This is a genomic window from Burkholderiaceae bacterium, assembly GCA_024235995.1.
Taxonomy (GTDB): Bacteria; Pseudomonadota; Gammaproteobacteria; order Burkholderiales; family Burkholderiaceae_C; genus Ottowia.
The window spans coordinates 2,904,638-2,916,058 of record JACKLI010000001.1; the positions used below are offsets into that span (position 1 = coordinate 2,904,638).

At 67.9% G+C, this 11,421-nt stretch carries 12 protein-coding genes; 7 read left to right on the forward strand and 5 right to left on the reverse strand.

The annotated features are described in order from the left end of the window. Window positions 1–72 precede the first annotated feature (72 nt). Complete coding sequence (gene xerD, locus H6927_13900; GenBank protein MCP5219191.1) at window positions 73–975, reverse strand: site-specific tyrosine recombinase XerD; 903 nt, start codon at window positions 973–975, stop codon at window positions 73–75. 44 nt (window positions 976–1,019) lie between these two features. On the opposite strand from xerD, the gene H6927_13905 reads away from it, so the two are divergent. After that, a complete protein-coding gene (locus tag H6927_13905) occupies window positions 1,020–1,931 on the forward strand; it encodes an AEC family transporter (GenBank protein MCP5219192.1) in 912 nt (303 codons plus the stop codon). Window positions 1,932–2,031: 100 nt separating this feature from the next. On the opposite strand, the gene queG is transcribed toward H6927_13905, so the two are convergent. Next, window positions 2,032–3,126 carry a tRNA epoxyqueuosine(34) reductase QueG gene (gene queG / locus H6927_13910; GenBank protein ID MCP5219193.1) on the reverse strand — a complete coding sequence of 365 codons (1,095 nt, stop codon included), beginning with the start codon at window positions 3,124–3,126 and terminating at the stop codon, window positions 2,032–2,034. On the opposite strand from queG, the gene tsaE reads away from it, so the two are divergent. The 3 genes from tsaE (at window position 3,118) to H6927_13925 (ending at window position 5,383) form a co-directional block, all read left to right on the forward strand. Continuing rightward, window positions 3,118–3,618 carry a tRNA (adenosine(37)-N6)-threonylcarbamoyltransferase complex ATPase subunit type 1 TsaE gene (tsaE, locus tag H6927_13915; protein ID MCP5219194.1) on the forward strand — a complete coding sequence of 167 codons (501 nt, stop codon included), beginning with the start codon at window positions 3,118–3,120 and terminating at the stop codon, window positions 3,616–3,618. The two genes, queG and tsaE, sit on opposite strands and share 9 nt — an antisense overlap. Further along, window positions 3,615–4,994 (forward strand): N-acetylmuramoyl-L-alanine amidase, encoded by a 1,380-nt coding sequence (locus H6927_13920; GenBank protein ID MCP5219195.1) that lies wholly within the window; start codon window positions 3,615–3,617, stop codon window positions 4,992–4,994. Before tsaE ends, H6927_13920 begins: the two co-directional genes overlap by 4 nt. Window positions 4,995–5,056: 62 nt before the next feature. Continuing rightward, window positions 5,057–5,383: a cupin domain-containing protein gene (locus H6927_13925; GenBank protein ID MCP5219196.1), complete on the forward strand. Its 327-nt coding sequence runs from the start codon at window positions 5,057–5,059 to the stop codon at window positions 5,381–5,383. A gap of 12 nt (window positions 5,384–5,395) precedes the next feature. Here the strand turns inward: H6927_13925 and H6927_13930 are convergent, their stop codons facing one another. Beyond that, complete coding sequence (locus H6927_13930; protein MCP5219197.1) at window positions 5,396–6,046, reverse strand: DedA family protein; 651 nt, start codon at window positions 6,044–6,046, stop codon at window positions 5,396–5,398. Window positions 6,047–6,149: 103 nt separating this feature from the next. On the opposite strand from H6927_13930, the gene H6927_13935 reads away from it, so the two are divergent. Beyond that, window positions 6,150–6,884: a GntR family transcriptional regulator gene (locus H6927_13935; protein MCP5219198.1), complete on the forward strand. Its 735-nt coding sequence runs from the start codon at window positions 6,150–6,152 to the stop codon at window positions 6,882–6,884. Window positions 6,885–6,887: 3 nt separating this feature from the next. Here the strand turns inward: H6927_13935 and H6927_13940 are convergent, their stop codons facing one another. After that, complete coding sequence (locus tag H6927_13940) at window positions 6,888–8,453, reverse strand: AMP-binding protein (GenBank protein MCP5219199.1); 1,566 nt, start codon at window positions 8,451–8,453, stop codon at window positions 6,888–6,890. Beyond that, window positions 8,450–8,665 carry an acetyl-CoA carboxylase biotin carboxyl carrier protein subunit gene (locus H6927_13945; GenBank protein ID MCP5219200.1) on the reverse strand — a complete coding sequence of 72 codons (216 nt, stop codon included), beginning with the start codon at window positions 8,663–8,665 and terminating at the stop codon, window positions 8,450–8,452. Before H6927_13945 ends, H6927_13940 begins: the two co-directional genes overlap by 4 nt. 220 nt (window positions 8,666–8,885) lie before the next feature. Here H6927_13945 and H6927_13950 point away from each other — a divergent pair, with 220 nt between their 5' ends. Further along, a complete protein-coding gene (locus H6927_13950; GenBank protein MCP5219201.1) occupies window positions 8,886–9,815 on the forward strand; it encodes a tripartite tricarboxylate transporter substrate binding protein in 930 nt (309 codons plus the stop codon). Then, the gene (locus H6927_13955; protein ID MCP5219202.1) at window positions 9,812–11,398 is read left to right on the forward strand and encodes a propionyl-CoA carboxylase; all 1,587 of its coding nucleotides are present in this window, start codon (window positions 9,812–9,814) and stop codon (window positions 11,396–11,398) included. The genes H6927_13950 and H6927_13955 overlap by 4 nt, the downstream gene beginning before the upstream one ends. Window positions 11,399–11,421: the final 23 nt, after the last annotated feature.

Below are 11,421 nucleotides of genomic sequence, written 5' to 3' on the forward strand. Positions count from 1 at the left end.
AACCCATGTGTGCGGGGCAAAAATTAGCCAAAATCGAAGGTCATACCAAGCGTAAATACCCGCGGCCGCATGTCACCCCCTTGGATGGTGCTGCGCGTGCAAATCCTTCAGCCGCTGGCGTGCGATGTGGGTGTAGATGGTGGTGGTGGAGATGTCGGCGTGGCCCAGCAGCATCTGCACCGCGCGCAAATCGGCGCCGTGGTTGAGCAGGTGCGTGGCGAAGGCGTGGCGCAGCGTGTGCGGCGACAGCGGCGTGGTGATGCCGGCCTGGCGCGCGTAGCGCTTGACCAGGTTCCAGAACATCACGCGCGACATGGCGGTGCCCGGCGTGCGCCCGGCGCTGGTGACGAACAGCGCCTCGGTCTGGCGCGCGCCCAGCAGCTCGGGGCGGCCCTGGCGCAGCCAGCGCTCCAGCCAGTCGCGCGCCAGCTCGCCGAAGGGCACCAGGCGCTCCTTGCTGCCCTTGCCCAGCACGCGCAGCACGCCTTCGTTCAGGCCCACGTGGATGACCTTGAGGCCGACCAGCTCGCTCACGCGCAGGCCGCTGGCGTACATCAGCTCCAGCATGGTGCGGTCGCGCAGGCCCAGGGCGGTGTCGGTGTCGGGCGCGGCCAGCAGGGCCTCGACCTGCGCCTCGCTCAGGGTCTTGGGCATGCGCGGGGGCTGCTTGGCGGGCCGCAGCTTGAGCGTGGGGTCGGCGCTGACCCCATGCTCGCGCAAGGCCCAGCGAAAGTAGCGCTTGAACACCGTCAGCCGCCGGTTGGCCGAGGTGGCGCGGGTGTCGGCGCGGGCGGCGAAGTAGGCCAGCAGGTGCTGCTCCTGCGACTGCGGCAGCGCCAGGCCGTGCGTGCCGCGCAGCCAGCGGTCGTACAGCGCCAGGTCGCGCCGGTAGGCCGCCAGGGTGTTGGCCGACAGGCCGTCTTCCAGCCACAGCGCATCGGTGAAGCGGTCGATGCTCGGGTCGCTCTCGGTCATGCGCGCATTGTCGGCCAGCCCCGGCCTTCGTCTATCCTCGCGCGATGCGTGACGCCCAGCTGCTGCTGCCCGACTTCTCCCTGATCCTGGTCGGCTACCTGCTGTGCCGCTTCACGGCGCTGGACCGGCCGGTGTGGCAGGCGGTGGAGCGGCTGGTGTACTTCTTCCTGTTTCCGGTGTTCCTGCTGCAGTCCATCGTGCGCACGCCGCTGGACCTGCACGCCGCCTCCACGCTGATCGGCGCCGGCCTGGCGCTGATGGCCTGCGGCATCGCGCTGGCCTGGTCCCTGCCCTGGCTGCCGGGGCTGCGGCGCGTGATCGACGTGCGCGACCACGCTGCCAGCGCGCAGATCGCGTTTCGCTTCAACTCCTTCATCGGCCTGGCCATGGCCGAGCGCGTGCTGGGCCCGCAGGGCCAGCAGCTGGTGGCGGTGCTGGTGGGCGTGAGCGTGCCGCTGGCCAACGTGGCGGCGGTGTGGCCGATGGCGCGCCACGGCGGGCGCTCGTTCGCGGCCGAACTGGTGCGCAACCCGCTCATCATCGCCACCGCCGCCGGCCTGGCGGCCAACCTGGCCGGGCTGGCGCCGCCCGGCTGGCTGCAGACCACGCTGGCGCGCATCGGCGGCTCGTCGATCGCGCTGGGCCTGCTGACGGCCGGCGCCGGCATGCAGCTGGCCAGCCTGGCGCGCGGCAAGGCGCTGGGCGCCGGGGTGCTGGCCATCCGCCACGCGCTGCAGCCGCTGGCGGCCTGGGTGCTGGCGCGCGCCTTCGGGCTGGGCGCGGCCGAGACCACGGCCCTGCTGATCTTCTCGGCCCTGCCCACCTCGTCGAGCTGCTACGTGCTGGCCGCGCGCATGGGCTACAACGGCGCCTTCGTGGCGGGGCTGGTCACACTGTCGACGGTGCTGGGCCTGGCCAGCCTGGGCGGCGCGCTTCAGCTGGCCGGCGCGCGCTGAAGCGCGCTTGACAGGACGCGGTAAACGCTATAAAAACAGCAGCATGTTGCGCAATCCGGACGCCGGCAACAGCCTCAAAACGCTTGCAACCCGCGGGCTCTCACCGCTGCAGGGCCCAGCGCACGTGCTCGCGCACCATGGCGCTGGGGTGCCCGGCGCGCGCCTGCAGGGCCGCGCGCAGGGCGCCCACCCGCGGGTCGTCCGCGGGCAGCGCGGCGATGGCATTGCCCATGGCGGTGGCCACGTTGCGCAGCCAGCGCTCGTGGCCGATGCGGCGGATCGGCCCGCCCTCGGTGCGACGCAGGAACTCCTCCTCGGTCCAGGCCAGCAGCTCGATGAGCGCCGCGCTGCGCAGGCCGTCGCGGGCGTCGAAGTCGGGCAGCTCGCTGCGCTGGGCGTACTTGTTCCAGGGGCACACGGTCTGGCAGTCGTCGCATCCGTACACATGGTTGCCCATCAGCGGGCGCAGGGCCTCGTCGATGGCGCCGTCGTGCTCGATCGTCAGGTACGAGATGCAGCGGCGCGCGTCCACCCGGCCCGGCGCCACGATGGCGCCGGTGGGGCAGGCGTCGATGCAGGCGGTGCAGCTGCCGCAGTGCGGCTCCACCGCCGGCGTGGGCGGCAGGGCCAGGTCGACGAACAGCTCGCCCAGAAAGAACATCGAGCCCGCCTCGCGCGTCAGCACCAGGGTGTGCTTGCCGCGCCAGCCCAGGCCGCTGCGCGCGGCCAGCTCGCCCTCCAGCACCGGGGCCGAGTCGCTGAACACGCGGTGGCCGAAGGGGCCGAGCTGCGCGGCAATGCGATCCTGCAGCTTCTGCAGCCGCGCGCGCACCACCTTGTGGTAGTCCCGCCCCCGGGCGTAGAGCGAGACCACGCCCTCGGCGGGCCGCGCCAGGCGCTCGCGCTCGCGCTGCGGCCAGTCGGGCGCCTCGCTTCGTGGCAAATAATTCATGCGCGCCGTGATCACGCTCACGGTGCCCGGCACCAGTTCGGCCGGCCGCGCCCGCTTGAGGCCATGCGCGGCCATGTAATCCATGCTGCCGTGGAACCCGGCGGCCAGCCATTGCATCAGACCGGCTTCGGCGCTGGCCAGGTCCACGCCCGCCACGCCCACGTGCGCAAAACCCAGCTCGCGCGCCCACTGGCGGATGCTGGCCAGCAAGGCCTCGGAATCGATTCGAACCCCATGTCCCATCACGCTCCGATTGTAGAAAGCCCACCCACCCTCGCGCTGACCTGGCACACCGAGGACGACACCGCCGCCTTCGCTGCCCGCCTGGCCGCGCGGCCGCTGCTGCGCAACGCCTTCATCGCCCTGCACGGCGAGCTGGGCGCGGGCAAGACCAGCTTCGTGCGCCACCTGCTGCGCGCGCTGGGCGTGACGGGGCCCATCAAGAGCCCCACCTACGCCGTGGTCGAGCCGCACCAGGCGCCGGACGGCCTGGCCATCTCGCACTTCGACTTCTACCGCTTTGCCGACCCGCGCGAGTGGGAAGACGCCGGCCTGCGCGACCTGTTTGCCGCGCCCGGCCTGAAGCTGGCCGAATGGCCCGAGCACGCCGCCCCGCTGCTGCCCACGGCCGACCTGACGCTGCGGCTGGACGTGGACGCCGACGAGCGCCGCCGCGTGCACCTGGTCGCCGGCACGCGCGTTGGAGAGCAACTGCTGCAGGAATTGCGTGCATGACCTCACCGCTGCCTCCCGCTCCCTCGTCGCCCGAACGCCGCCGCCTGCTCAAGACCGGCTCGCTGGTGCTGCTGATCGGCGCCCACCAAATTGCCCACGGCGCCGGCATCGTGGCCGTGCGCATCTGGCCGGCCGAGGACTATTCGCGCGTCACCATCGAGTCCGACCGCCCGCTGCAGACCACGCACACCCTGGTGGTGTCGCCGCCGCGCCTGGCGGTCGACATCGAGGGCCTGCAGCTGGACGCCACGCTGCGCGAGCTGGTGGCCAAGGTGCGCGCCGACGACCCCAACATCGCCGGCATCCGCGTCGGCCAGTTCACGCCCAGCGTGGTGCGCCTGGTGATCGACCTCAAGCACGACATCCGGCCCGAGGTCTTCACGCTGGCGCCGGTGGCCGCCTACCGCAACCGCCTGGTGTTCGACCTGTACCCCGCCAACCCACCCGACCCGCTGGAGCAACTGATTGCCCAGCGCCTGAGCGGCCCCACGCCCGCCGCACCCGGCCCGGGCAGCGCCGCCCCGGCGGCCGAGCCCGCGCCCGACACCCTGGGCGAGCTGATCGCGCGCCAGATCGAACGCGCCAACCAGGCCGTGCGCACCGGCCCGCGCGCGCCCGAGCGCGCCACCGCGCGCGGCCCCGAGCCGCCGGCCGAGCGCCTGATCATCGTCGCCATCGACCCCGGCCACGGCGGCGAGGACCCCGGCGCCACCGGCCCCAATGGCACGCACGAGAAGGACGTGGTGCTGCAGATCGCGCTCAGGCTGCGCGAGCGCATCAACCGCGCCAGCGTGGGCGGCAACCCCATGCGCGCCTACCTCACGCGCGACGCCGACTTCTTCGTGCCGCTGGCCACCCGCGTGAGCAAGGCGCGGCGCGTGCGCGCCGACCTGTTCGTCAGCATCCACGCCGACGCCTTCATGCGCCCCGACGCCAACGGCGCCAGCGTGTTCGCGCTGTCCGAGCGCGGCGCCTCCAGCACCGCCGCGCGCTGGCTGGCCAACAAGGAGAACGAGGCCGACCGCATCGGCGGCGTCAACGTGGACGACAAGGACTGGCACGTGCAGCGCACGCTGCTGGACATGAGCACCACCGTGCAGATCCGCGACAGCCTGAAGCTGGCCGACGCCGTGCTGCGCCGCATCGGCACCGTCGGGCGCCTGCACAAGGATAGCGTGGAGCGCGCCAACTTCGCCGTGCTGCGCAACCCCGACGTGCCCAGCGTGCTGGTCGAGACCGCCTTCATCAGCAACCCCGACGAGGAGCGCCGCCTGCGCAGCCCCGCCTACCAGGACCAGCTGGCCGACGCGCTGGCCAGCGGCATCCAGAAATACTTTGCCGCCAACCCGCCGCTGGCGCGCAACCGGGCGGTGTAGCGCGGGGTGTAGGCTAGGGGTTGCGTGCCGCCAGCGCGCCATCCATTCGACAGGAGTTCGTCATGGCCCAACCCCACCTGGCCCCCGGCCAAATCGGCAGCGTGTCGCCCCTGGGCAGCAGGCTGGCCCAGACCCCGTCCTACGCCCTGCTGAAGGCGCCGCAGCTCGAAGTCATCCGCGTGGTGCTGCCGGCGGGCAGGACCATGCCCGGCCACCAGGTCGCCGGCGAAATCACCGTGCAATGCCTGGAAGGCGTGATCGACTTCGAGATCGCGGGCCAAAGCCAGCGCATGCGCCAGGGCGACTTCCTGCACCTGGCCGGCGGCGTGGCGCACCAGCTGACCGGGGTGGAGGACGCCTCGGCGCTGGTGACGATCTGCCTGGCTTGAGCGTCACCCGATTCACACCGCGGCGTGGCCCGCCCGCCCGGCCTTCCAGGCGCCAAACAGGGCGATCAGCCCCGGCACCAGAATCAGCGCCCAGATGATCTTGCTGAGGTTGGCCTGCACCCAGGGCAGGTTGCCGAACAGGTAGCCCGCCGTCACCAGCCCCAGCACCCAGATGGCCCCGCCCGCCACGTTGAACAGCGTGAAGCGCGCGCGGCCCATGGCCGCCACGCCCGCCACGAAGGGCACGAAGGTGCGGATGAAGGGCATGAAGCGCGCCAGGATCACCGTGATGCCGCCGTAGCGCTCGTAGAACGCGTGCGCCTTGTCGAACGCCCGGCGGTTGAACCAGCGCGAGTCCTCCCACTGAAACACCTTGGGCCCCAGGCGCCGCCCGATGCTGTAATTGCACTGATCGCCCAGGATGGCCGCCGCCAGCAGCACCGCGCAGGCCAGCGGCCCGCTCATCAGGCCCGCGCCGGCCAGCGCGCCGGCCACGAACAGCAGCGAGTCGCCCGGCAGGAAGGGCATCACCACCACGCCCGTCTCGACGAACACGATGAGAAACAGCAGCGCGTAGACCCACGCGCCATAGTGCGCCACGAAGGCGCCGAGGTAGCGATCGACGTGCAGGATGAAGTCGACCAGGTGCATGACGTATTCCATGGGGCGTCATTATCGATGCCGGTCATCAGGCGCCCCTATCCCGTCGTACAGCATCAGCACTATACTGAACACTATTTGTCAACAATCTTCACATCAACGTACTGTGTCCAAAGTCATCGCATCGGACCAAGCCATCTTTGCGCGCTGGGAGAACGCGATCGAGTTGCGGCTGTTCGCCGACTCAGCGGGCCCCACGCTGTCGGTTCCCGAGCAGGTGGCGGCCAAAGTGGGCAACCGCATCGTGGCTGGAACGCTGGCGCCGGGTTCGCGCATCGGTGAGCAAGAGTTGGCCGATGAATTTAAACTCAGCCGTGGTCCGGTGCGCGAAGCAATCCGAATTCTGGAGCGGGAGGGTCTGGTTCAAGTGTTGCCGCGGCGCGGTGCCATCGTCACACAACTCTCGCCCACCGAGTTGCGCGAGGTGTTCGAAATTCGTTCGGGGCTGTTTGACATCGCCGTGCGCAAAGTCACGCAGGAACGTCCGCCTGAGTTGTTGGCCGTGATGCGCGCCGGGCTGCAGCGCCTGCAAACTCTGGTCGATGACCCGTCAGGCGGCGATGCGTATGCCGAAGTCACCTACCGGCTGATTCTGATTTGCACACGTTTTTCCGGCAACGAGCGCCTCAGCCGCATGATCGCAGCACTTTCGCTGCAAAGCCTGCGCTACAGCAAACTCGGATTGGCGTCATTGGAGCGACGACGACGCTCGCTGCAACTATGGAAGCAGGCGACCAAGGCCATGGAGCACTGGGATACCGAGGCCATGATGCAACTGGCGCGTCAACGCAGTGAAGAGTCGGCCGAGGAGGCGGCGCGGCTGCTGAGCAAGAGTGCGTGAAGTTCAGTCCGCACCGTCGGCAAACAAGGCCGCCAGCTTCACCTTGACCACCTTGCCAGCCAGGTTGCGCGGCAAGGCCTTGGAAAAGATCAGCCGTCGCGGCTTCTTGTAACCCGCGATGCGCTCGGCGCAATGCGCTTGCAGTTGCGACGCATCAACAACCATACCTTCGAGCGGCACCACCACCGCCGCCACCACCTCGCCCCATTGCGGATCGGGCAAACCGATCACCGCAGCCTCCGACACGGACGGGTGCGTCAGCAATGCGTCCTCCACCTCGCGGGCGTATACGTTGAAACCCCCGCTGATGATCATGTCCTTGTTGCGTCCGACGATGTGCAGATATCCGTTCCGATCGAACCGTCCCAGGTCACCGCTGTAATACCACCCGTCGCGAACACTGGCCGCCAGCAAGTCCGGTCGACGCCAGAACTCGACCTTGCCCACCCCCTCGTGGGCGATGGTTACTTCACCCACCTCGCCATGCGCAACCTCCTGGCCCTGGACATCGCGCAACACGATGCGCACGTTGACCGTGGGCCGCCCGCAGGAGCCAATTGAATCATCGTCACCATCGACGCTATCGCCAACATGCTCGTGCGGATAAAGCACCGTCAAGGGTTGCACCGCCTCCGTCATGCCGTATTGCTGACGCAGGATCGGCCCAAACACGGCTTGCGCGCGCCGAATCAGTGCGACCGGCGTGGGCGCCGTCCCATAGTGGATGCGCTTGAGCGAGGAGCAGTCGGCGCGCGCGCCACCTTCCACGGCTTCCACCAAGCGGCTCATCATGGTGGGCACCAGCATCAGGTGTGTAACGCGCTCGCGCTCTATGGCAGCCAACAACGACAGCGGATCGAAGCGCTCAAGGATCACGTTGCGCGCACCGCGCAAAAAGCACGGGAACAGATACACCCCTGCCGCATGCGTGAGCGGGCCCACATGCAGCATGGCGTCGTCCACCGACAGGCCGTACTCCATAGCCAGAAAATGATTGACCAGGCGTTCATGCACGCGCTGGTGCGAGTAGGCCACCCCCTTGGGCCGGCCGGTGGTGCCACTGGTATAGGCAATGCGCACATAGTGTTCGGGCCGAACTTCCAGACAGGGCGGCATCGGGGACGCCTGCGCACAGGCCTGCGCCAGATCAAGCACGCCATTGCCTGAAACGCCGAAGCCCAGAACGCGCCGCAGCTCTCCCAGTCCCGATTCAGCCTCAGCTGCAAAAGCGGCCGTCAATTCGGCAAACTGCGGCCCCACGATCACCGCGCTGGCCTGGGCATCGGCCAAGATGTCCCTGTGTTCCGCCAGCGTGTGGCGAGCGTTCAGCGCCACATAGGTCAACGCAGCCTTCTCGACACCAAACAGGCTGTCCAAACTTTCGACCGAGTTCTCCAGCAGTACCGCCACGCGCTCGCCTGGCTTGAGTCCCAGGGCAAGCAATGCGTGGGCCAAGCGGTTGCTGCGCTGCTCCATCTCAATGTGGCTGTAGCTGCGGTCTTGAAACACAAGAGATGGGCGCTCGCCATGCTGATGCGCCGCCCAGGAGATCAGTTGCCCGGCAATCACCCCAGCACCACCACACCCTGGCCTTCGGCCACAACTTCGCCTTCGCCCACCAACAGCCGCAACACCCGCCCGGCTCTGGGAGCGGTCATGGGGATTTCCATCTTCATGCTTTCCATGACGAGCAGAGTTTGCTCGGCCGTCACCTCTTGGCCTTCGATGACCTCCAGTTTCCAGACCGTGCCCGTGACTTCGGATTGCAGGGTTTGCGCCATGTGAACTCCTTGATTCATTCAATTTGTCCAATTTTAATCGACATTATGATTGTTGACAATATCATTTTTACCTGATTCAATCTGATATTCAAAACCAGGGGCGCTGCGTCGATCTTGTTCGCCGACGCCTGCGCCACGCACCCCACCCTCGAAAGGAGACCCCATGAGACTTTCCGCTCTGGCCGTCACGGCTCTGGCGTTCTGGAGTGCCGACACGGCAATGGCGCAGACCCCGTGGGCTCCCACCGAACGCATCACCTACATCGTCGGCGTCGCGCCCGGAGGCACGGTTGATCTGTATGCCCGCGGCATCAAGAACACGCTGGAGCAGCTCAAGCTGACCCACAACCAGGTGATCGTGGTCGAAAACAAGGTAGGCGCTGGCGGCGCGCTGGCCTTGCAGCAGCTAAAAAGCAACGCCGGCAACGCGCATGATCTGGGCACGTTCCACACCGGCGCCATCGCGGGCGCCGTCACGGGTCTGATCAAGGCCGATCCGCGCGACTTCACCCCCGTGGCCATGATGGTAGAAGAGACCTCTTTGGTGGCCGTACGCGCCGATTCAGCCATCAAGAGTGGCGCCGACCTGGTCGCTGCACTCAAGGCTGACCCCACCCAAATCCGCATCGCCGTGGCGCCGGCCCTGGGCCAGAACACCCACATGGCCGTCGCCAAGCCGTTGAAGGTTGCGGGCGTCGCCGTCGACAAGCTCACCATCGCACCCTTTCGCTCGTCCGGTGAATCCGTGACGGCGCTGATTGGCGGGCATGTGGACGTGGTGTCGGCCACCGCACCGGTCATCCTTCCACAGGTGGTGGCGGGCAAGCTGCGGGTGCTGGCCAGCGCTGCCGCCGAGCCGGGAACCGGCGCCCTCGCCGGCATCAAGACCTGGCGCGAGCAGGGCGTGCCCGCCGACTACGTCAGCTACAACGGCGTAATGCTGCCGCCCGGCGTGAATGCCGAACAGATCCGTTATTGGGAAGAAGCGCTACGCCGTGTCTCGCAGGACAAGAACTGGCAAACCATGGTCGAACAGTCGGGCAACAAGCCGATCTTTCGCGGCTACGTCGAATCGCACCGCTACCTGATGTCCGAGTGGCAGTCCGCCACCGAACTGGCCACCAGCCTGGGCCTGAAAGGCGCGCGATGACCGTGCGCCATGACTGCCCCCTGGCGCCTGACGGTGAATGGGCCAGCGAGTTGACCGAACTGCAGCAGCGCCGCGCCAGCGCACTGGCCATGGGTGGGCCCGACGCATTGGAGCGCTTCAAGGCCACTGGCCGCATGAACGCACGCGAGCGCATCGCCACTCTCGCCGACGCGGGCAGCTTTCAAGAGATGGGAATGCTGGCCGGCAAGGGCCAGTACGACCCCGACGGCCGCTATCTGCGCACCGACCCCACCAACGCCATCATCGGCACCGCGCGCGTCGACGGACGCAAGGTGGCGCTGCACGTCGACGATTTCACCATCAAGGCCGGCAGTTCCGAAGGCACCATCGCCGACAAATGGATCTACATCGAGCGCCTGGCCTACCAGTTGCGCATGCCATTGGTGCGTCTGGTCGACTCGGCCGGTGGCAGCGTGAAGCTGTTGATGCAGATCGGCGGCACCAAGATCCCCGAATACACGACCTGGCCCACGCAGGAGCTGTTGCAGACCGTGCCGGTCGTCGGTGTGGCCTTGGGGGCCTGCGTTGGACAAGGAGCCATCAAGGTTTTGTCCTCGCATTTTTCCGTGTTGGTGCGCGAGCAGGCGCAGGTGATGGCAGCCGGGCCGCACGTGGTGCGTCAAGCCTATGGCGTGGAGGTGGACAAGAACGCGCTGGGAGGTTGGCAGGCCCAGCGCAAGAGTGCGCTCGTGCACAACGAGGCTGAAGACGAGGCCGATGCGCTGGCCCAGGTTCGGCGCTTTCTTTCCTACCTGCCGCGCAGCGTGCACGAGCTGGCGCCGGTCATGGCCTGTGACGACGACCCGAATCGTGCGGACGATTGGCTCAAGGACGCGATCCCGCGCGATCGCCGCAAAATCTACGACCCACGCAAGCTACTGGCGGGCGTCTTCGATCGCGACAGCCTGTTTGAAATCGGACGCTGGCAAGGCGGCTCCATCCTGACGTTGCTGGGGCGCCTGAACGGCGTGCCGATCGGAATCCTGGCCAATGACCCCAAGGTCCAGGGCGGAGCCATGACGCTGGCCGCCGCCTGGAAGATGGAGCGCCACACCCGTCTGTGCAGCCAGTTCGGCCTGCCAGTGGTCAACTTTGTCGACCAGCCCGGCAACGCGACGGGGCTGGAGGCCGAGCTGAGTGGCACCTTGCTGGGCGCCGTACGCGTAGGCGAGGCGCTGGCGGCCTGTCGATCACCCTGGGTGTCCATCTTGATCCGACGCTGCTTCGGCATGGCCGGAGCGCTGCACGGGCCCAAGGGGGGCGATCGCCTCAACCATCGCTTCGCCTGGCCATCGGCACGCTGGGGCTCCATCCCGATAGAGGGCGGCGTGATGGCTGCCCACAGGGCGGAAATTGAAACGGCGATCGACCCCGCCGCCAAGCGCGTCGAGCTGGAGGCGCACTACTTGCGCGTCACCTCACCGTTTCGCACGGCGGAAAGATTTGGCGTGCTCGATGTCATCGATCCACGCGAGACGCGGCGCGTATTGTGCGACTGGGTCGAGGACGCCTGGACGGTCGTCCAGGGCGATTTGCCACGGCGCCAACTGGGGTACGATTGAACCCGAAAACGGCACGCCCCGCC